The 20127-nt window shown below is 68.9% G+C and carries 22 protein-coding genes and 2 pseudogenes; 8 read left to right on the plus strand and 16 right to left on the minus strand.

All coding sequences use genetic code 11. The features are described from left to right. Positions 1 to 164: 164 nt before the first annotated feature. Positions 165 to 551, minus strand: a complete 387-nt coding sequence (locus ABZ865_RS33370) for a hypothetical protein (RefSeq protein ID WP_361238867.1) — start codon at positions 549 to 551, stop codon at positions 165 to 167. 92 nt (positions 552 to 643) lie between these two features. On the opposite strand from ABZ865_RS33370, the gene ABZ865_RS33375 reads away from it, so the two are divergent. After that, positions 644 to 1186: a winged helix-turn-helix domain-containing protein gene (locus tag ABZ865_RS33375; protein WP_361238869.1), complete on the plus strand. Its 543-nt coding sequence runs from the start codon at positions 644 to 646 to the stop codon at positions 1184 to 1186. Then, on the plus strand, positions 1183 to 1755 hold the full coding sequence (locus tag ABZ865_RS33380) for a transposase (protein ID WP_361239315.1): 573 nt from the start codon (positions 1183 to 1185) through the stop codon (positions 1753 to 1755). The genes ABZ865_RS33375 and ABZ865_RS33380 overlap by 4 nt, the downstream gene beginning before the upstream one ends. On the opposite strand, the pseudogene ABZ865_RS33385 reads toward ABZ865_RS33380, so the two are convergent. From ABZ865_RS33385 to ABZ865_RS33395, 3 genes and pseudogenes are all read right to left on the minus strand, one after another. Then, a pseudogene (locus ABZ865_RS33385) lies at positions 1724 to 2141 on the minus strand (transposase); the annotation flags it as partial. The gene ABZ865_RS33380 and the pseudogene ABZ865_RS33385 sit on opposite strands and share 32 nt — an antisense overlap. A gap of 258 nt (positions 2142 to 2399) precedes the next feature. After that, positions 2400 to 3665, minus strand: a complete 1266-nt coding sequence (locus tag ABZ865_RS33390) for an FAD-dependent monooxygenase (protein WP_361238872.1) — start codon at positions 3663 to 3665, stop codon at positions 2400 to 2402. Positions 3666 to 3683: 18 nt separating this feature from the next. Beyond that, positions 3684 to 4541, minus strand: a complete 858-nt coding sequence (locus tag ABZ865_RS33395) for an alpha/beta hydrolase (RefSeq protein ID WP_361238875.1) — start codon at positions 4539 to 4541, stop codon at positions 3684 to 3686. A 76-nt stretch (positions 4542 to 4617) separates the two neighbouring features. Here ABZ865_RS33395 and ABZ865_RS33400 point away from each other — a divergent pair, with 76 nt between their 5' ends. The 5 genes and pseudogenes from ABZ865_RS33400 to ABZ865_RS33420 all read left to right on the plus strand — a co-directional run bounded on the left by ABZ865_RS33400 (position 4618) and on the right by ABZ865_RS33420 (position 10095). Beyond that, complete coding sequence (locus tag ABZ865_RS33400; RefSeq protein WP_361238878.1) at positions 4618 to 5505, plus strand: helix-turn-helix domain-containing protein; 888 nt, start codon at positions 4618 to 4620, stop codon at positions 5503 to 5505. A 408-nt stretch (positions 5506 to 5913) separates the two neighbouring features. Then, positions 5914 to 7170, plus strand: coding sequence for an IS256 family transposase (locus ABZ865_RS33405; RefSeq protein ID WP_361238881.1), 1257 nt, complete (start codon positions 5914 to 5916; stop codon positions 7168 to 7170). Continuing rightward, a complete protein-coding gene (locus ABZ865_RS33410; protein WP_361238884.1) occupies positions 7167 to 7685 on the plus strand; it encodes a GNAT family N-acetyltransferase in 519 nt (172 codons plus the stop codon). Before ABZ865_RS33405 ends, ABZ865_RS33410 begins: the two co-directional genes overlap by 4 nt. 399 nt (positions 7686 to 8084) lie before the next feature. Then, positions 8085 to 8162 (plus strand): annotated as a pseudogene (locus ABZ865_RS33415) (IS5/IS1182 family transposase); the annotation flags it as partial. Positions 8163 to 8799: 637 nt separating this feature from the next. Next, the gene (locus ABZ865_RS33420) at positions 8800 to 10095 is read left to right on the plus strand and encodes a GAF domain-containing SpoIIE family protein phosphatase (RefSeq protein WP_361238887.1); all 1296 of its coding nucleotides are present in this window, start codon (positions 8800 to 8802) and stop codon (positions 10093 to 10095) included. A gap of 454 nt (positions 10096 to 10549) precedes the next feature. Here the strand turns inward: ABZ865_RS33420 and ABZ865_RS33425 are convergent, their stop codons facing one another. The 11 genes from ABZ865_RS33425 to ABZ865_RS33475 form a co-directional block, all read right to left on the minus strand. After that, positions 10550 to 10900 carry a hypothetical protein gene (locus tag ABZ865_RS33425; RefSeq protein WP_361239317.1) on the minus strand — a complete coding sequence of 117 codons (351 nt, stop codon included), beginning with the start codon at positions 10898 to 10900 and terminating at the stop codon, positions 10550 to 10552. A 281-nt stretch (positions 10901 to 11181) separates the two neighbouring features. Next, positions 11182 to 11586 (minus strand): gas vesicle protein K, encoded by a 405-nt coding sequence (locus tag ABZ865_RS33430; RefSeq protein ID WP_361238890.1) that lies wholly within the window; start codon positions 11584 to 11586, stop codon positions 11182 to 11184. Then, positions 11573 to 11821 (minus strand): gas vesicle protein, encoded by a 249-nt coding sequence (locus ABZ865_RS33435; protein ID WP_361238893.1) that lies wholly within the window; start codon positions 11819 to 11821, stop codon positions 11573 to 11575. Before ABZ865_RS33435 ends, ABZ865_RS33430 begins: the two co-directional genes overlap by 14 nt. Beyond that, positions 11818 to 12639: a GvpL/GvpF family gas vesicle protein gene (locus ABZ865_RS33440; protein WP_361238895.1), complete on the minus strand. Its 822-nt coding sequence runs from the start codon at positions 12637 to 12639 to the stop codon at positions 11818 to 11820. The genes ABZ865_RS33435 and ABZ865_RS33440 overlap by 4 nt, the downstream gene beginning before the upstream one ends. 5 nt (positions 12640 to 12644) lie before the next feature. After that, complete coding sequence (locus ABZ865_RS33445) at positions 12645 to 13103, minus strand: gas vesicle protein (RefSeq protein ID WP_361239319.1); 459 nt, start codon at positions 13101 to 13103, stop codon at positions 12645 to 12647. A gap of 68 nt (positions 13104 to 13171) precedes the next feature. Then, a complete protein-coding gene (locus ABZ865_RS33450) occupies positions 13172 to 14299 on the minus strand; it encodes an SRPBCC family protein (RefSeq protein ID WP_361238898.1) in 1128 nt (375 codons plus the stop codon). Between the two features lie 13 nt (positions 14300 to 14312). After that, on the minus strand, positions 14313 to 14843 hold the full coding sequence (locus tag ABZ865_RS33455) for an ABC transporter substrate-binding protein (protein WP_361238901.1): 531 nt from the start codon (positions 14841 to 14843) through the stop codon (positions 14313 to 14315). Between the two features lie 27 nt (positions 14844 to 14870). Beyond that, a complete protein-coding gene (locus tag ABZ865_RS33460; protein ID WP_361238904.1) occupies positions 14871 to 15137 on the minus strand; it encodes a gas vesicle protein GvpG in 267 nt (88 codons plus the stop codon). 51 nt (positions 15138 to 15188) lie between these two features. Further along, on the minus strand, positions 15189 to 15902 hold the full coding sequence (locus ABZ865_RS33465; protein ID WP_361238907.1) for a GvpL/GvpF family gas vesicle protein: 714 nt from the start codon (positions 15900 to 15902) through the stop codon (positions 15189 to 15191). Between the two features lie 8 nt (positions 15903 to 15910). Then, on the minus strand, positions 15911 to 16357 hold the full coding sequence (locus tag ABZ865_RS33470; RefSeq protein ID WP_361239321.1) for a gas vesicle structural protein GvpA: 447 nt from the start codon (positions 16355 to 16357) through the stop codon (positions 15911 to 15913). Between the two features lie 41 nt (positions 16358 to 16398). Then, positions 16399 to 16731: a gas vesicle protein gene (locus ABZ865_RS33475; protein WP_361239323.1), complete on the minus strand. Its 333-nt coding sequence runs from the start codon at positions 16729 to 16731 to the stop codon at positions 16399 to 16401. 256 nt (positions 16732 to 16987) lie between these two features. Between ABZ865_RS33475 and ABZ865_RS33480 the strand changes: the two genes are divergently transcribed. Then, entirely contained in the window at positions 16988 to 17269 is a 282-nt protein-coding gene (locus ABZ865_RS33480; protein WP_361238910.1) for a CsbD family protein, read from the plus strand. A 107-nt stretch (positions 17270 to 17376) separates the two neighbouring features. Here ABZ865_RS33480 and ABZ865_RS33485 read toward each other — a convergent pair whose 3' ends face one another. Further along, the gene (locus ABZ865_RS33485; protein ID WP_361238913.1) at positions 17377 to 19842 is read right to left on the minus strand and encodes a SpoIIE family protein phosphatase; all 2466 of its coding nucleotides are present in this window, start codon (positions 19840 to 19842) and stop codon (positions 17377 to 17379) included. Positions 19843 to 20127 lie beyond the last annotated feature (285 nt).

Raw genomic sequence — 20127 nt, forward strand, 5'->3', positions numbered from 1 at the left:
ATGTCCCGCGAACTGACCGGAGAATCCACACCTACCTGGCGAATCGAAACGGACATCCCACTCACACCAGCGTGAACATTGATCAGATGCTCTCTAACAGCGGCTAACACAATGACCCGGATGGCTGAGGGTTCGGCTGGAAGTGAGGCGCCAGTCAGGGACCGCTATCTCTCCTCCACGCTCCGCGACCCGCCATGCTCAGCTCGGAACTCGTCCAAGAGGGAAAAGAACATCTCCATCGGTTGAGTACCGGTTGCCTGGGCTGCTCGTTCGATCTCGACAGCCCAGCCCAGAGCGCTGGGATACTCCATGCTCAGTCGCTTCCGCAGCCACTGGGAGAAGGGGCCGTCGTTCCAGAAGTCGAAACGATCATCGATGTCATGGATCTCGGAGGCGACTGCGTAGCCGATGAGCATGGAGTCCAGATGCTGAAGTGAGCTGCGGCGCACCCACATCCCCGGGCGGAGCCTCACCTCGTCGAGGAACTCGTGGACATCATTGAGCTCTCTCGGCCTCCGCGGCCCTGGCCTGCCGACCACCGGTTCAGTCACACCTGCAGCGTACTGACATCAGCTAGAGATCTTTAACGATGCGGGTTACGCAGAGTCGTGACGGCTGTCGTGGGCTGCGCTATGCCGGGAGGATGAGGTATCCCGATGGCGGCGGCTTGACGGCTGAGGAAAGGGCTCGACGTGAGCAAGTCCGGCTCGCGGCCGCCGATCTGATCGAGACCGGGGCCAGTGACCGGGAGGTGGCCCGGCGGTTCAGGGTGACCCGGATGTCGGCGAACCGCTGGCGGCGGGCGTTGGCCTCAGGAGGTCGGGAGGCCCTGGCCTCCAAGGGACCGGGCGGTGCCCGCTGCAAGCTCGACTCAGGTCAACTGCGCGTGCTGGAGACGGTGTTGGATGCCGGCCCGGCCGCCTCCGGCTGGCCTGACCATTGCTGGACGCTGGCGCGGATCGCCGAGGTCGTGCGCCGCCGGTTCGGCGTCGAGTACACCCTGGCGGGGCTGGACCTGCTGCTGCACCGCATCGGCTGGAGCGTGCAGGTCCCCTCCCGCAAGGCCACCGAGCGGGACGAGGCGAAGATCGCCGCCTGGAAGGACGAACAGTGGCCCGTCATGAAAAGAGGGCGGCGGACTTGGGCGACTGGCTCTGCTTCGAGGACGAAGCCGGCCAGGGCCTGAGGCCGCCCAAAGGCCGCACCTGGGGCCGACGGGGTCACACCCCGGTGGTGCGGGTCACCGCCGCAGGCACCAAACGTGTCTCCATGGCGGCGCTGATCTGCACCAAAGCCGGTCACCGGCCCCGGCTGATCCGCCTCGACCGCGGCCCGGCCAAAGGCCGCCGCAAGGGCTTCGCCGAGACCGACTACACGCGCCTGCTCGATGCCGCCCACCAGCAGCTAGGCGGCCCCATCGTTCTGGTCTGGGACAACCTGAACACGCACGTCAGCCGCACCATGCGCGAGCTGATCGCCGCCCGATTACGGCTGACCGTCTACCAGCTGCCGCCGTACGCTCCCGAGCTCAACCCCGTCGAGGGCGTGTGGTCGCACCTGAAGAGGTCGCTGGCCAACCTCACCAAACACGGCCTGGGCCAGCTCACCGCGTTGGTGAAGACGAGGCTGAAACGCATGCAGTACCGGCCCCGCCTCATCGACGGTCTCATCGCCAAGACCGGGCTCGACTTCCAACCGCCGCAACCTCAGCCGTTAAAGATCTCTAACACAGAGACTGAATCCACCGGCGGGTGATGAGGCAGCAGGCGAGCTTGAGAAACCCTTCGTGGATGTCGGCTCTGCGTTCCCAGCGGATCCGGATACGCCGGAAGCCGTGGAACCAGGCGAAGGTCCGCTCGACCACCCACCGGTAGGTGCCCGGTCCGGACCGCTGGGATCGCATCGAGCGGCAGCAGCTGGGGGACATCTTTGCGGTCGCCGCCCGTCACCAGGACCGCGGGCGGGGTGCCGTGCCCGTCGGTGATCCCGTGGTGCCTCGGGCCAGCCCAAGTCGACCACGCAGCGGGACCAGTCCAGCCGGGAAGCTGCGTTCAGTTCGGCGAGCAGGACCTCGTGCAGCCTTGCCAGACACCGGCCTTGTTCCGGTCCCGCAACCGCCACCAGCACGTCATGCCCGAGCCGATCGGCGACACCCGATGAGTGGGCCGAGTGGCCCAGAGGTTCGAGCAACCGGGCCGCTCGGTCGACCTCGGGATCCCTTCCTTCGCACCTCGTCCCTGATCAGGGCTTTGCCACGAATCCGCGCAACACTGCCCTTTACTCAACCCGGGTGACGGCCAGGCAAGTTGGCGTGGCAGTGCGCGGGGCCGGTGTCCTATTGGTACGAATATCTTGCATCTGTCGGTCAGGCAGACGGCGACGAGCACCCCCAGCACCCCTCACTCCACCCCGAGGCCGCCTCCGGGGTCGCTCGCGCGGCCGACCCGGCCTCGCGAAGCGGTGGGCGACGGCGGGTAGTCGTCGACGGCCATGGAGTTGTAGAGGCGTGCGCTCTTGGTGGTGAGGCGGAGGAGGGCGCGGCTGGGCCCCGCGGGCAGGGCGGAGATCAGGCGGGCGCCCTGGGCCAGTCCCCGCACGCCGAGGTGCGAGGTGGGGATCAGGGTCCTCGCCGCGCTGAGCGCGGCGGCGCGGCTGCCAGGCACGTGCTCTGCCATCGCGCGCTCGTAGGCGGGGAAGGCGCGCTCGTGGTCACCGCCCGCCCGCGCCAGCTCCCCGGCGAGGACGTACGCGCCGACGACGGCCAGGGTCGTGCTGCCGCCGACGGCCGGGCCGGGGCAGTAGCCCGCGTCGCCGACGAGCGTCACCCTCCCCCGTGACCAGGTGTCCATGCGGAGCTGGGTGATCGAGTCGAAGTAGAACGCCGGCGTGCGGTCGAGCTCGTCCAGCCAGCGGTCCACGTCAGGGTGCATGTCGGCGAACGCATCGCGCAGCAGTTCCTTCTGCCGGGGCACGTCGCGGTGGTGGTAGTCGAGCTCGCGCTCGCTCCGGAACAGGAACAACGCCCGTGCGTCGCCGAGGTGCCGCGCGCCGTACATGCCGGCAGTGCGGCCGACGCCGACGTGGATGAGGAGCTCACCGTCGAGCCCGGAGACGTTCGGCAGGGTCAGCACCCCGAGGTAAGCCCCGATGAAGGCCTTGAACCGGGACTCGTCGCCGAAGACGAGGCGGCGCACGTTGGAGTGCAGCCCGTCCGCGCCGACGACGAGGTCGAAGCGGCGCGGCGCGGTGTTCTCGAACCGCACCTCGCCGTCGGGCGAGATCGCGGTGATCGAGTCACCGAAGAGGTACTCGACGTCGTCGCGCGCGGCGTCGTAGTAGATCTCGCTCAGGTCGTCGCGCATGATCTCGACGTGCCGGTCGGAGGTGGCGCTGAAGATCTTGGAGAGGTCTACCCGGACGGGACGCCGTGCCTTCTCCCGGTGGACAGTCATGAGGTTGGTGCCGGTGGCCCGCTCCTCGATGCGCGGGAGCACCCCCATCTTCTCCGAGATGTTCATGGCGGGCCGCAACAGGTCGACCGCGTGGCCGCCGGTCTTGCGCAGAGTCGGCGCGCGCTCAACGACGGTGACGCCGAAGCCGTGTCTGGTGAGCCAGTACGCCAGCACCGGACCGGCGATGCTGGCGCCGGAGACGAGAATCCGCATGGCATGCCTCCTTGTCATTCAGTTCACCCGTACGGCGTGGATCGCGGTGAAGGCCAGCAGGGGGGTGGCCGTGCGCGGTGGATCCTCGAGCAGGGGCGAGTGCCCGAGTCCGGGCAGCAACTCGACCTTCGCGCCCGGAACGGCGCGGTAGTCGGAGGCGGATGACGATCGCCATCTGCGGTCGTCCTCGCCGAAGATCACCAGTAGTGGCTTGCCCAGGACGGCCAGCCGATCCGGCAGCGCCCGCTGCTCCAGGTAGGAGCGGGTGGCCCGCATCGTCGCGGTGAACGTGTGGGAGGTCATACCGCGCACATCGTCCAGGAGCTCTTCTGGGATCTGAAAGCCCGCGCGGCTGAAACCCGTGCTCGCGAACCGCCGGAGCTGGTCGTCGGTCGGCGGCCACTGCGAGGGTCCGGTTGCGGCGGACCCCGGTGTGATGAAGGCGTCCAGGCTGGGGCCGGTGTTGATGAGCGCGAGGGCGGTCACCAGGTCGGGCCGCTGTTCGGCGAGGGCGGTGGCGACCACGCCGCCGCTGGAGTGACCGCCGACCACGGCATGCTCGACGCCGAGCCGGTCCAGTGCCACGCCGACCCGACGTGCCTGGTCCGGGACCGCGTAGGTACGGTCGGCCGGTTTGGCCGACCGGCCGTGACCGAGCAGGTCGATCCGGATGACGCGGTGAGACACGGACAGCAGTGGAACCATCGGGTGCCACGAGCGGGCCGAGGACGCGGACCCGTGGATGAGCAGGAGTGCGGGAGCGTCGCGAGGGCCGTCCTGGCACACGTGGATGTCGCCGTCGTCCAGCGACAGGATCGAACTCTCGGTGGCTTCGGCGCCGCCATCAGCGTGCGGTCCGCCGTCAGAAACAGTCATGAGCCCACCGTCGCCGCCGGTACCCACCGGCGGATTGGATAAATGTTCCCCTCGCCGGCTCACATAGCATGGGATTGTGCGGACTTTCACACACGGTACGGCTATGTGGGACGTCGCATGCCCGCAGCGGCCCAGCCGGATGGCCGGTCTCACCATGGCCGGGTTCTGCGTCCGTGACCTGGACGCGCTCCGGATGGTCCCGCACCCGGCCGTGACCCTGGTCCTGGAGTTCGGCGCCGGCTCACCCGTCCTTGACTGTGCGTCCGGGCCGCAGCAGCGGGGAAGCATCGTCGCCGGGCCCGGGCTCGGGTCCGGCGGCGCGGTACGGGCGCGGGGAGAGAACGTCGAGTGTGTGCAGGTACGCCTGTCCCCGGTGATCGCACGCGCGGTTCTGGGCGCCTCCCCCGCCGAGATCGACGGCACCGTCGTGCCCTTGGATGACCTGTGGGGCCGGGAGGCGTCCCGGATCCGCGAACGACTCGGCGATCTCTCGTCCTGGCAGGATCGCTTCGCGTTGACGGACGCGCTGCTCGCCCGTCGGCATGAGGCGGGACCACTGGTGGACCCGGAGGTGGCCTGGGCCTGGCACCGGATCGTCGTCAGCCGTGGCCTGATCCGGGTCGACGGACTCGCGGCCGAGGTCGGATGGAGCCGGAAGCGGCTGTGGTCCCGGTTCCGGTCGCAGCTCGGTCTGCCGCCCAAGCGCGCCGTGAAACTGATCCGCTTCGACCATGCCGTCCACCGTCTGGTCGCGGGTGAAGGCGTGGCCCGCGTCGCGGCCGACACCGGCTATGCCGACCAGTCACACCTGCATCGGGACGTCATGGCGTTCACCGGGGCGACCCCTGCGACCGTTGCCGGCGAGCCGTTTCTCGCCGTTGACGACATCGCATGGCCCAGCCGCGGAACAACCGCATTCCTCAGCTCTCCAGGGACCTCCGGCCCGGTCGCCGACCGGAGATGAGACGGCTGTCACTGTGAACGCCGCCACGGTCACCTGCGCTCGACGGGTCTGGCAGCGCTCAGCGGGCAAGGGAGTCGGCCGTACCGGTCAGACCGCGATGTACCGACCGCCTGGACGAGCAAGGGTTCGGCGAGCCGGAGCCCGCCATGAAGCCTCGTTCAGCCGCGAGAGTCGATGGGCAGCGCCGATTCACCCATGCGCCATCCATCATGCCGAGGCCCGTCGCAGCAACAACCGCAGTCCAGAGCCCAGTTCACACCATTCTCCGGGGCCGCTTCAGCGCGCCCGCGAGCAATGCTCAATACCTGTGGATCACTCCTGACGGAATGAGGCGTACCTTCCCGATGGATCGATCGATAGGTCATCAAGGAAGGCCGACGTTACCGCGTCGGCCGGGAAGGCACGCCCGTGCTTACGGTAGTCACCGAGGACGGCAGCACGCCAAGTGGCAGTTCGTTGTTGGATGAGATTGGCCGGGAGGGCGCGCGGCGGATGCCGGCTGTCGCACTGGAGGCCGAAGTCAACGCCTACATAGCTGACTTGGTTGATGAGCGCGACGACAAGGGACGCCGCCTGGTGGTCCGCAACGGCTATCACCAGCCCCGGCAGGTCATCACGGCGGCCGGCGTGGTCGAGGTGAAGGCGCCGCGGGTGAACGACAACCGCGTCGACGAGGCCACGGGCGAGCGCCAGCCGCTCTCGTCCGCGAACCTGCCGCCGTGGTGCCGCAAGTCGCCGAAGATCAGCGAGGTGCTGCCCCTGCTCTGCCTGCACGGCTTGTCCTCGGGCGACTTCGTGCCCGCCCTGGAACAGTTCCTCGGCTCTTCCGCCGGGCTCTCGGCGGCGACGGTCACCCGGCTGACGACGCAGTGGCAGGCCGACCACGCCGCCTTCACGGACCGCGACCTCGCGGAGGTCGACTACGTCTACGTGTGGGCCGACGGCATCCACCTCAACGTCCGCCTGGAGGAGGCCAAGGCGTGCGTCCTGGTGCTCATCGGGGTCCGGGCCGACGGCTCCGAGGAGCTGGTCGCCTTCAAGGACGGCTACCGCGAGTCCGCCGAGTCGTGGGCTGATTTGCTGCGGGACTGCGCCCGCCGGGGCATGCGCGCCCCGGTGCTCGCGGTCGGGGATGGCGCCCTGGGCTTCTGGAAGGCGCTGGCCGAGGTGTTCCCCACCACCCGCGAGCGACGGTGTTGGGTTCAAAAAACCGCCAGTGTCCTGGACGCCATGCCGAAGTCCGCTCAGCCGGGCGCGAAGAAGGCCGTCCAGGACATCTACAACGCCGAAGACCGCGACCGCGCGGCACAGGCGATCAAGACATTCGTCCAGCTCTACGGCGCGAAGTTCCCCAAGGCCGTCAAGAAGATCACCGACGACCGGGACCAGTTGCCGGCGTTCTACGACTTCCCGGCCGAGCACTGGATCCACCTGCGCACCACGAATCCCATCGAGTCGACCTTCTCCACCGTACGGCTGCGGACCAAGGTCACCCGCGGCGCCGGCTCCCGCACCGCCGCCCTGGCCATGGTCTTCAAGCTGGTCGAGTCCGCCCAGCAGCGGTGGCGGGCCGTGAATGCGCCCCACCTCGTCGACCTCGTCCGCGCCGGAGCCCGCTTCGAACGCGGCCGGCTCGTCGAACGCCCCGAGGCGGTCGCAGCGTGAGCACCCTCGCGGCCCAGGCCATCAGCACCAGGCGGCTGGACCTGCTGCCACTGCACGTCGAGCACGCCGAGGAGATGGCCGCCGTGCTGTCCGATCCGGCCCTGCACACCTTCATCGGCGGCGCTCCGGACACCCCGCAAGCCCTGCGCTCGCGCTACCAGCGCATGACCGCCGGCTCTCCCGACCCGGCCGTCTCCTGGCTGAACTGGGTGATCCGGCTCCGTGACGAGGCATGCCTGACGGGCACCGTCCAGGCGACGGTCGGCCCCTCCGGCCAGGGACTCACCGCCGAGATCGCTTGGGTGGTGGGGACTCCGTGGCAGGGAAGAGGCATCGCCGGCGAAGCAGCCCGAGGGCTCGTCGACTGGCTCAGCCGGCAGCCGGTGCAGACCGTCATCGCCCACATCCACCCCGAACATCGGGCATCCGCCGCCGTCGCCGCTGCCGCCGGACTCATACCCACCGACGAATGGCACGAAGGCGAGATCCGATGGCACCGGAGCATCAGGCGATAGCCCCGGCCCCACCGAGCCAGGCCATCTCGCGGCAATACGATCGGGATCGGCTCAAGTCGACGGGCACTTTCCCTCTGCCGATCGAAGGTGAGCTGCTGGCTGGAGAACCGAACGGTCGTCAGATCCTCGGCTCTCAGGGAAAGGGCTGTTACTTGTGCCCGCTGAAGTCCCAAGGCGTCGTGCAGCGCTTGTGCGGTGCCCGCCCGCCGGCACTGGAGTGTGAGCCGTGGGATCTGGAAGCACTCGCGTCCGGGTCGTCGTAGACCGATCCGTGAGCCGTTTCAGGGTGGCCACTGATCGTGTGATGGCATCGACGTCCGCAACGCACGAGGCTCCCGTGCCGTTGAGGGAGGTGTTCGACATCTCAACTCAACAGCCCAGGAGCCTCGTTGGTTCCCTAGGCACGACACCCTCGCGCAGATCGCCTCCGGCTTCGGCATCTGCGTCGGCACCGCACACGCCTACGCCACCGCCGTCGTCGACCACCCCGGCCCGTCGGCTCGTTGAGCGAGGCGTCGGGTGGGGACGGCTCGCTGCCCGGCGGTCCCCGCCCTCGAACGCGGCGGCCAAGAACCTGCAGGCACCGCCGCTAACCTTGCGGAGGCAGAGCGGTGGGTGGAGCAGCAGGACCCCGGGATCAGGCAGAAGATCAGTAGTCCTCTGCGGGCGTGCCGGCACGATGCCCGCAGCCGAGCCTTGATCCGGCGTTGCTTCGTCCTCGCAGAGCGGGCGCAGCCCGGCCCCGTCCGGGCCACCGCCGGGTGACACCCTTGCCGATCAGTCCCACACTGGAAACGCTCACATGGGTGGACGTGCTCGGTGTTCAGCTCTGGTCTCCGAGCCGGGCTGCCGTTCCAGGCCCCCGCCCGGCTCAAGACCGACTTCACCCGCGGCGGCCGGGCTGGGGCCTGGTGTGCCGGTACACCGCGGTGCGCGGGCCGGGGAGCGGCTGGGTTCTGCACGAATCGCGGCACGCTCTGGACCATCTGGGTGAGCGGGGCGCCTCGCTGCTTGATGCTCACGGCGGGTGACCGCATCGTGTTGGCCGTGATCCGGCGCGCTGGAAGGCGGGTGGTGCTGTCGTCGCAGGCCAGTGGGGAGGAAGGTGGAGGGCATGGGCGATGATCGAGGCGACAAGGCGCTGCTGGACCGTCTGACGCTGCTGGCGGATGCCCAGGCGGCGCTGGCCAGCACGCTGGACTTGCTGGAGGGGCTGCGGCGGGCGTGCCGGGTGCTGACCGGGCGGTTCGGGGATTGGTGCACGGTGGACCTGCTGAACGAGGACGGCAGGCTGGAGCGGGCCGTCGTGGTCCACCGCACCCCCGAGGCGCTGGCTCCGGGCGGCTATGAGGGGCCGCTGCCGCCGGTACCGGAGGATGACGGCGGGCCGCTGCCGCGGGTGCTGCGGGGGGCGGGGCCGCTGCTGCTCGCCGACATCCTTCCGCCGAGCCGGGCGGAGAACCCGCTGCATGCCCGGCAGCTGGAGTTGTTCGAGCAGTTGGGTGCGCGCAGTGCTGTCATCGCCCCGCTGCGGTCCCGCCGCGAGGTCCTCGGCGCCCTGACCGTGGCCCGCACCGATGCCGACCATCCCTTCACCGAAGACGATCTCCCGTCGATCGAGGACCTGGTGCGCGGCCTGGCGCTGCAGGTCGACAACGCGCGGCTGTACCAGCAGACCCGGCACATCGCCGAACGCTTCCAACGCGCCCTGCTGCCCGACCTGCCGCAGGTCGACCACCTCCAGATCACCTCCCGCTACACCCCCGCGCAGGCCATCGCCCAGGTCGGCGGTGACTGGTACGACGCCTTCGTCCTGCCGCAGGGCGACACCGTCCTGGCCATCGGCGATGTCACCGGCCACGACCTGCAGGCGGCGGTCGCCATGAGCGCCCTGCGCAACATGCTGCGCGGTATCGCTGTGGACCGCCAAGAGCCTCCCGGCGAGGTCCTGCGCCGCCTGGACATCGTCAGCCACACGCTGATCCAGGAGACGACCGCGACGTGCATCTACGCCCTGGTCAAATGCCCTTCCAAGGAGGGCGACCCCTGGGTCCTGCACCATTCCTCGGCCGGGCACCTGCCGCCGTTGCTGACCACCGCCGCGGGCGACACCCGCTATCTGGAGACGGGCGCGGGGCTGCTGATCGGCATGGATGCCGAGCACCGGCGCCCGACCGCCATCGACGAACTGCCCGCCCATTCCACCGTGCTGCTGTACACCGACGGACTGATCGAGCGCCGCGGCGAATCCCTCGACCATGGGCTGACCCGGCTGCGTCAGCACACCGCCGCCCTCGCCCGCGAACCCCTGGACGTCTTCTGCGACGAACTGCTGAGGGGGCTCGGCGCCGACAGCACCGACGACATCGCGTTGCTCGCCCTGCGCCCCACCCCACCGGCCGGCACCTGATCCGGCCGACGCCCGGGGGCCAGGTGCCGCAACCGACGTCAGGACTCTGCCCGTCCGGCGTACACCCTCTTGCCCGCCGACACTCATTGATCTCGGCATGACAGCACAACGACCCGACGCAGGTGCCCACTACACGCAGTGGCGGGAGCAGCTGCGGCGGGTCCTGGCATGCAGCGAGCCGGCGTTCATCGATCGCCTGGGCGTTGCCTGCGACGAGGGCGGCATGAACGAGCGATCACCCGCGGTTGACGACTCGCCCGGTCCCGCCCGGATGTGATCTGTCGCCAGCTTATCCGCGACTGCCGAAGCACGGAGGCTGCCCGAGCCGCTTGACACAGACAGGTGCCGGTTGAAGCAGCTCGACCGGCAGATCAGCGATGTCTTCCGCACCCAGTGATCAAGGCCGTGCTTGTGCAGTGCCGCACTCGCCCGGCAGCGGATGCGCCCGCAGCGATCATGCCCATTGATCGGCGTCAGCTTCTCTGTGCATACCCGTGCACAGAGCCCAGACTATGAAGATGTTGACGGCGACCAGAGTCAGGGACCAGAGGGGGTAGTACGGCACCCACAGGAAGTTGGCAATCGCACCGAGCCCTGCCACGAATACGCCGAAGAACCGTGCCCACAGCGCTCCGCTGAGAACGGCACACCCGGCAACGACGATGACAATGCCCAGGACAAGGTGCACCCAGCCCCAGCCCGCCAGACTGAACTCGAACACGTAGTGGCGCGTTGCAATGAACAGATCATCCTTGGCGATGGCGGCGATTCCTTCGAAAATCGCCATCGCACCACCGAAGATCATCAGCGCTGCTGCGAGGACGGTCGTCCCCGACGCGGCTGCGTGCCACGGCCGTGGGTTCGCATTGGCGGTTCTGGGTGGCACGGCGTCACGGGCCATGTCGGACTCCTTGTGTGGCAGGGCCATGCGTCAACCGAACGCTCGGAGCGGCGCAACCTCTCCCAGCGTGGCACGACGCCGCTCCACCGGCATCCTGAGCTGTGACGTCAGAGCCCATCCACCAGGCCGAGCCTCGGGCCGTCTCAGGGCCGTACGAAAGTGCACAACGGCGACCAACGCAGCCTTCACGGGGGGAGCAGCGTCCCCAGTGGTCCCAGGTCGATGTTGAGGTCGGCCAGCGTGAGACCGTAGTGGTCGCAGAGTTCGGACATCCGGTCGTGGAGCAACATCAGGGTCAGACCGAGCCGTTCTTCCTGCTCCTCGGTGAGGTCACCCTCGTCGACCCGGTGCAGGGCCTGTCGCTCCATCAGCTGGCGCAGCAGCTCGACGATGGTCAGAACCAGTTTGACCAGGTCCCGTTCCACGGTGTCCGGATCGGCGCGCAGTCGCCGTGCGGCGGTGTGGCCGCGGCTGGACGTCGGCGTGGAGATCTCGTCAGGCCGGGCGGGCAGTAGCGAGAACGCCCTGCTCGCGGCCTCGGCCACCTCCCGCAGCCGGTCGGCGGGCGGCCCCTTGTCACGTCGTGTCACGGTGACCGCCCCCGCTCCTCGGCGGGTACATCGTCGCCCACTCGTCGTCCAGCTGCTCGCGGATGGAGACGATCACGGCGCGCAGCGAGATCCTCACCAGGTCGATGTCGGCAATGGACAGTACAAGATCGCCAGTGAGGACCACACCGCCGCTGAGCAGCCGGTCCAGCAGGTCGATCAGCGCGACTTGCGGCTGGACGACCGGGCGATCCTCGTACCCTCCGTATTGGCTCACCGCCGGCCGGCTCCCTCCTGGTGTTCGTCGAGCGCGAGGGGGGCGGTGAAGGAATACGGCGCCCAGGGACCCGTGACCTCCACACGGACTCCCGGCAGATCGTCCGCGGCGTGCAGCATCCGGCTGCGGAACTCTTCCGCCAGACTGCGGGGCACCAGATAGGCGTCGTTGGCCACGTTCTCGCCCGGCACCTGCGCCAGGCCTCCCTGCTGCGGCCGGTGCCGGGTGTGCTGCACCGCCAGGCCGCGGGCTTGGTACTCGGTCCGCTGCACGGCCTCCTCGGCAAGCCGCCACACGTCCTCGCGAGCCTGCCGCTGATGCCGTCGGCTGCGCAGGTACGCGCGTCCGGGATTCGTCTCGTCCGCCGGATCGCCGGCGGCCGAGGGCGCGGACGGAGGCTGCGGAGGCGCCTCGGCGTACACCTTCACGCCCCACTCCACGTGGTCGGTGAGCCGGTCGAGAAGCACGGTGAAATCCGACTCGTGTTCCCTCAGCATCTCCCGCACACGGTGCTCGTCGACATACACGGTGGCCAGCCTCAGCGGCAGGACCGTGGTGTGCTCGGTCAGTACTTCGATGACCAGGTGGTGCGCCCGGGCCGTCGCCTCCAGCCACCGCAGGTCCTCCAGGTTCACCTTGAGGGCCGCCTCCGAGAACTCGTCCCGAGGCACCGCGCTGACCCCGGCGGCCACCGGGCCGGAACGCACCAGGGTGACGGGCGCCTGGGCCACCCCGCGAACGTCGGCCAGCACCGTCCGCTCCAGTGCGGTGGATGGCGATCCCAACACCGCGTACGCGTAGCACAGCTGCTCGTCCACCGGCCTCAGCTCCGCTCCTCGTCGCCCCGGGCCCCCTCGACGTCCCGAACCTTGCGGGGCTTACGGCGTGGTTCGGCGTGCGACTCCCTCGATTCCCTCCGGACCCGCTCGGCGTCGCGGGAGCCCCGCGGGCCGCCGGCCTGGCTTCCGGCCAGCTCCCGCGGGGACTCGGCGAGCTGACTGCGCAGCTCCTCCACCTCGGCGCGCAGCCGCTGGTTCTGCTCTTGGAGGCTGTGCCGGCCATCGGCGCGGGACGACAGGGCGGGATCGCGCTCCCACCAGTCGATGCCGATCTCCCTCGCCTTGTCGACGGACGCGACCAGCAGCCGGAGCTTGATGGTGAGCAGCTCGATGTCGAGCAGGTTGATCTTGATGTCACCGACAATCACGATGCCCTTGTCCAGGACGCGTTCAAGGATGTCGGCCAGGTTTGAGCCGCCGCTCTCTTGACCGTACGGGTACAAGGCCCGCGACGACCTGGGGACGGGGGACTGTGACTCGGTCACGGCACACTCGACCTCGTTTCGCGGATCTATGTGCGGCGCCGACGCGTCGTGGGGGCTTCTCCCTCCCCCTCGTCGTCGCGGTCGTCGGCCGCTCGCTCTTCCTCCTCGTCCTCCTCTTCGGGCTCCTCGTCCTCCTCGTACTCGTCCTCGGGCTCCTCGTCCTCCTCGTACTCGTCCTCGTCCTCGTCCTCTGCGGGCTCCTCTTCCTCGTCGTACTCCTCGTCGCGTACCTCGGGCTCCTCGCCCCCGGTTTCCGCCTTCGCTTCCTCTTCCTCTGCCTCTTCCTTTTCCGCGCGGCCCTCTTCGGCCTCCTCCGCCCCGCGGACCACCTCTCCCTCCTGGATCTCCCCGCGCCATGCGCCAGTCGCCTCGCCGCGCATCATGACGAAGGTGCGGAAGAGCTTCAGATCGAGCCGGGTCCGCCGGCCCTGCGCCCGCACCAGGCCACCGACGCGCTCGACCACGCCTTTGGGGAGGTACTCCACGACCAGCAGCACCTTGGTGAGGTTGTCCGTGAGCGGGTGGAAGGTGACGACGCCCTTGGTCGTGGCCTTTTCGCCCTCGGTGGTCCAGGCGATCCGCTCGTCGGGCACCTGTTCCGTGATGATGCCCCGCCAGCGGCGGCTCGCCTTGGCGATCTGCACTTCCCAGTGGGTCGTGATTTCGTCCTCCTGCTCCACGTGCTTGACACCCTTGGCGAACCGCTCGAACTCCGTGAACTGCGTCCACTGGTTGTAGGCCTCGCGTACGGGCACGCCCACGTCGATGTCCTCGATGATGGTCAGCCCCTTACCGGTGGCGTCGGGGTGCTTCTCGTGCCGCTTCCCGGTGACGTCCTTGGCCTTGTCCAGCAGCGTGTCCTTGGCGTGGGACGCCGTCGCCGTCAACGCCTCACCCGGCAGCGCGCCTGCGAGGAGCTTCTTGCCGCCCTTGGTGACGGCACTGGTCAGCAGGCCGGGGCCGAGGTGGGCCTCACCCAGCTTGCGCGCCCCTTCGCCCAGGCGATGGCCCACGCCTTCGAGCATCAGCTGAACGCGGGCCTCGACATAGCTTTCCAGCTCTTCCTTCAGCCGGTTCGCGCCGGGGTTCTGCCGTGCCTGCTCGCGCACCTTGCTCAGGGTGCCGGCACCTCCCGACTTGCCCTCAGCCATCATCCGGCCTCCTCCATCATGCCGAGCCGCTCTTCGAGCGGCTCCGGCCGGCCGTCGTCCTCTTCCTGCGCGGCTCGTCCTTCTGATCCGACCCGCGGTGCTGCGCACTCTTCTCGCGCCCCTGGCTCCCGCGCCCCCTGCCCTCGCGTTCCGAGGTCCGGGCCCCCTCGTCCGGAGATTCCTCGTCCTGGCGCGCCTCTTGTGCGTTCTCTTCCTTTTCGTTCTCTTCGTCTTGGTCCCGCTCACCGTCCGGGTGAGCCTTTTCGTGCAGTCCCGCGGTGCGCTGGTGCAGGGCGTCGGCCAGGCTGTCGGCCTTCGCCGAGAGCACAGTGGTGGCGGCTTCCTTGCCGACGCCCGTCAGCTCGCTGCGCACTTGCTTGGTGACGTTGCTGAGGAAGGGGGACTCCTGGACGACCTTCACGACCTGTCCCGGCTTGATCCGTGATCCGGCCAGCAGCGCACCCAGACTCAGGGCGAGCTTTGCCTTCTTCGTCCGGCCCAGCACGTAACCGCCGAGGACAGCCGCGCCGATCTTGGCGTTGTTCATGATTCCGTCTTCTTCCATGCCCACGGCTCACAGCCCGCTTTGCCCGCCGCGCCTCAGCTGGTAGGCCCTGATGTCCTCCATGTGGTGCAGCAGTTCCTCCTCGCGCCGTGCGAACTCCTCGTCGTCGATACGGCCTTCTGTCCGCGCGCGCTCCAGGTTCACGAGTTCTTCCTGTACGGGAGCAGGGTCGTAGAACTCCTCCTCAGCCGCACGGGCGACCTTGTCCAGCACCCAGCCGACGCCCCGCAGGGGAGCCAACGGAAGTGCCAGGATCTCGGTGACCAGTCCTGCCATTCCTCCTCCTTGTGACTCGTGCTGTCACCGCAGCGGTCCGTCGCAGCGGGCTCAGGTGAAGCTGTACGGCGGCAGCGGTCCCCGTACCCGCAGTTCGATGTCCTCCCCGTAGCGCTCTGCCAACTCCCGCGCTGCCTGGGTGAACTCCTCGGACTGTTTGCCGTCCACCAGGAAGGACACGTTCACGAAGTACTGCTGGGAAGGCTCGGCCAGCCGTTCGGCCGCTGCCAGCGGCCTCAGGGCGGCGACGACGTCGGCGGCGAGTGCCTGCTGCCGGCTCTGCACCTCCTGTGCCACGAGTTGGCCGAGCGCCAGCCGGTCCTCCTGTGTTCCGCCGCCCTCGCGGGTCGCCTCGTTCAGCGCGCGGGCCTGTTCGTTCTCCTCGAGGATGGCGCGCAGGACCGCCTCCTCGCTCTGGATGCCCTTGACGTTGAACTCCGCCCGCCCGGTGAGCTCATCGAGGCGCTGGGACAGCTCCTGGGCCCGCTGCTCCAGCACGGCCCGTACGGCGTCCTCGTCCGGAGCGACGAACCCGAAACTCAACGGCAGGATGGTGCCCGCGGCCCACAGGTGCTCCTGCACCCCGAGATGCGCGTCCAGGTCCCGGCGTGTGACGGAAAGGTCCTCCGGGGCCTCACTGACGACAGCGCACAGCTCGTCGCTGCACACGGAGTGCAACTCGGTGGGTGTTTCGCCCACGCCCTTGATACCGTCCAGGTCCAGTGGATGCCCGGACTTGGTGATCGCGTACACGTACACGGACATGGGCTCGCTCACTCCTCCCGGTCCTTTGGGGAACGGCGGCTCGAGCCGCGTTCGGCGTGCTCGTGCTCCTTCTCACGCTTGCGGTCGCTGTCGTCCCCACGCCCCTTGTGGAGCGATTCGGCGAATGCGTCGACGGCGCCGGTCAGCGCCCCTTTGGCCTTCCCTTGAGCGCCTCCTTCCTCGATGCTCTGGACGACGTCCGTCAGCTGGGCGGGGGCCTTGCGGCCCGATTCCAGATCCAGCCGGTTGCAGGCCTCGGCGAAGCGCAGATACGAGTCCACGCTGGCGACGACGACGCGTGCGTCGACCTTCAGGATTTCGATGCCCACAAGGGACACCCGTGCGAACACGTCGATGACCAAGCCTCGGTCCAAGACGAGTTCCAGCACGTCGTACAAGGTGCCCGATCCGCCACCCGCCGGCGCGGCCACACCACCTTCGCCTTGCGGCACCACAGTCACGGTCTTGTTCTCCTCACGCGAACGGTGAGCCACCGTCAGCGGCTCCTGTTTCTGTCGGTCTGCGCGCGGGTGTAGCGGCGTGTTCGCTCGTACGCCACCAGCTGGCCGGCGGGGTCCAGAGCGACCTTGTAGCTGGCCATCACGCTGCTCGTGTCGGGGACGCGCTCCAACTCCACGACCTCGACCTCGGCTTCCCAACCGTCATCGGTCGGTTTCAGCGCGGAAACGGACTCTGGAGCCCGCCCCAGCAATTCGGCCAGCTGCTGGGCCGCTCCCCGCATGGCCTCGGTCGCCGACGCCCGCTGCGGGGTCGCCTTCGCCTTTCGTGACGAGGGACGTGCCTCTTCCCGCTCATCCTCGCTCGTGATCGTTCACCCTCTTCCTCTGTTTCCATCATCAGCCTCGGCCACGGAACCTGCCGCTCGCCGATCAGGCGCCGAGTACCCATGTCCGCGACATGCACGGAAATTCCGGAAGAAAATTTCGGGGAGTTTGTCCCGGCAGTGAGGTTCGCCGAATGCCCGACGGTGAGTAGTCGACAGAGCGGAATGTGTAGCCGATGTCCTCGCCGCGCCGGAAATCGGCATCAGTCCGGGTTTGAGGCGTACCGGCTGAGGTAATCGGATGGCCTGGGAAAAGCCGGAATCCTCTGACAAGGGGCTGATCCAGATGTCTGCTCAGGGAAAGAAGATCCGGGGCAAGGCTCAGGAAACGAAGGGCAAGGTCGAGGAAGCGGTCGGACGTGCCACCGGTGACGAGGAACTGCGCGGCAAAGGCGTCGGAGACCGCATCGCGGGAAAGACCCGGCAGAAGGCCGGTGAGGCGGGCCAGACGGTGCGCGGGACGGCCGAGGAAATCAAGGGGAAAGGGGAGCAGATGAAGGGACGGGCCCGCAAGAACATGTGAGGCGCGTCCCGCGGATCGAGAGCGAACACGCCTTGGGTGGCCGAGGCCGGTGTCGCCGCTCACGAACAGCGGCGGCACCGTCGCACCTCCTGCTGGATCGCCGACTTTCACTGATCGGCACAGGGACGCGGATCCGCGCGCCGCGGCACGTGGATGTCCAGAACACAGATGTCGTCGCGGGGGTGCGGCCGCGTCGCGGCGAGGGACGTGGCGAGGGTTTCACCATGGCCCTCGCGCAAGAGCCGCAGGGTGGTCTCGGCGAACCGTTCCAGGCCGTCGTCGATCTCCTCGCCCGGGTCCTCCACGAGGCCGTCCGTGTAGAGCAGGAGGTGGTCTTCCGGCAGCAGGTCGAGCACCGACTGCCCGTACGACGGCTCACGGGAGGCGCCGAGGAGGATGCCCTCGGGCTGCGGGAGGAACGTCGCCTCACCGCCACGGATCAGCAAGGGCGGCAGATGGCCCGCCCTGCCCCAGGTCAGACGGCGGTTCCGGGGGCTGTAGTAGGCCATGACGACGGTGGCGGTGGAGCCGTACTCGTTCTCGGACGTGTGGAGCATGAGGGCGTTCAGACGCTGAAGGACGTCGGGCAGTGGTGATCCCGTGACGGCCATGCCCTTCGCGGTGAACCTCAGCTGGGCCATCGTGCCGACTGCGGCGAGGCTGTGCCCGGCGACGTCGCCGACGACGAACAGCGCGCTCCTGTCGGGAAGTTCGATGGCGCTGTACCAGTCGCCACCGACGTTCACCCCTCTGTCGGCGGCGACGTAGGCGACGTTCACGCACACGTCGGCCAGTTCCAGTGACTGCTCGGGGATCGGCAGCAGGGTTTCCCGGAGCCGGTCGGCGAGCGCGCGTTCGGCCTGGAGCATGCCGCGCTGCACGAGGACGGCGCGTTCGCTCTCCCCCAGGGCGATCTCGGCATCGCGCAGCGCCGTGAGGTCCTGGAGGAAGCCGTGCACTTCGACGGCGGCGCCGTCTGCGTCGGTCTGTGCCTCCGCGACGATGCGCAGGTGCCGTACCCCGTTCGCGACGGCGATGCGGAAAGGCTCGTCGATGGGCATGCCGTGATCGAGCAGCCTTCGTACGGCCTCGGCCAGGCCTGGCCGATCGTCCGGCACCACGTGCTCGGGCAGTGCCTCCAGGGCGATGGGTCCCTTGACGGGGGCACGGCCGAAGGTGGTATAGACCTGATCCGACCAGATGATGCGGCCTGTCATCAGATTCCAGTTGGCCCAGCCGAGGTTGCCCAGTCGCTGCAGCTCGGCGAGGCGGCGGTCCTCCCGTTCGTGCGTGTCCTGGCAGGTCCAGGACACCACCAGGCGGCCCCCAAGCCGTGATGCCCGCACCGCATAGGTGGACTCGAGCGGGACACCGGCGAGTACCTCCCGGTATCTGAATGGTCCGCTTTCGTAGACGGAGCCCGTCAGCAGGGTTGCCAGGTACCCGCTCCAGACGGGGGTGCCCGCCATGGTCGGATACGTTTCCAGGACCCTTCGGCCCACCAGTTCCTCACCCCGGCGTCCGGCCGCGTCGACCGATTCGGGTGCCGCCGCGTCGATGCGGAAGTCCTCCACGGCGCCGGTCGGTGCCCGCAGCGGGGTCAGCAGGACCGCGGGTCCGGTCAGGGCGTCGAAGATCCGCTGGACCTCGGCCGTGGGGACCTCGTCGACCGTGCTGACCAGGTCGACAGCGTGTGTACGCCGACCCCGGCCCGCGTTGAGCGGTTCGCCGCACAGTCTCACGGCCCGGCGCAGCAGGGTCCGCGATCTCGCGTCGAACGGGGCGCGGCAGGTCCGGAAGAGCCCGACGACGGCCGTTGCCGGTCCCTTTCCCGGTACGGGGAGCCAGGCGCGGGTCGGCCACCGCCCGGCCGGGTCGGCGATGAGCAGGTAGCGCGAGGCGTCCTGCCTCGGATACTCCAGCCACAGCGCCTCTCCATGGGCGACCGCCGCCAGGCCCGCGAACCCGGCGAGCGGTGGGACGTGGCTCCACTGCTCGGCCGTGGTGTCGTCGATCCCGGAGTACCCCACGAGTTCCAGGCTTCCGGTGGCCGCCATGCTGTAGATCACGACGGCATCCACGTGCTCGAGGCCGCCGAGCGTCCTCCGGAGCAGTTCCGCCACGTCGTCGGGCGTGCGGGCGCCGACAAGGGCCTCGGCGATTTCGGCCAGCACGTTCGTTCGGCTCGCGCCGACCGCCGTCTTACCGGCCAGGTGTGTGTCGGCAGTGAACGGCGAGTGCTCGGTCTCCGGGGCTGTGCCCGTCGGAGGGTCGATCGCGGTCTCCAGCGATGGGTGGGCGGAGCCCCGGCCGATGCGGCCCAGGGTGATCCAGCACTCCTCCAACAGGGTGCGTCCGCGGCGCTCGGCGCGTGTGCGCAGACGCTCGTACGCCGCGTCCGACGACACGCCTTCCTGGGCCATGACGACGCCTTTGGCGCGTTCCACGACGGCCGTCGTCGCGGCCAGGTCTGCCAGCTCCTCGGCCTCGGCGCGCAGCCTGGTGACGACCTTGGCCAAGGCCAGTACCTCAGGTGTGGCACCGTCGCCCTGGAGCGCGGGATCGCTCTCCACCCTCTGAGCATGCCACGCAGTCGCGCGAATGCCTTGGCGAAGGATACGGCGGAGCTGTGAAGGGGGCCCACTCGCTCAGGGCCGTCCGGGCGCACGCCGGACGCGTCGCATCCGGCTGCTGCTCTCGCCGCACCGTTCTCGGTGAGCCCTGTGCCGCGCCCGCCCGGCGGCCATGTCATCCGATCGGGTGCCGCGACCGCGTCGCACGAGTGTTTCGCGGCGCAGGGGCAGCCTGCACACCCGCTGCTGGGCAAGGGATGACGAGAACGGGTCCGTACGGGGGCG

The sequence above is a fragment of the Streptomyces sp. NPDC047085 genome (assembly GCF_040643735.1).
Taxonomy (GTDB): Bacteria; Actinomycetota; Actinomycetes; order Streptomycetales; family Streptomycetaceae; genus Streptomyces.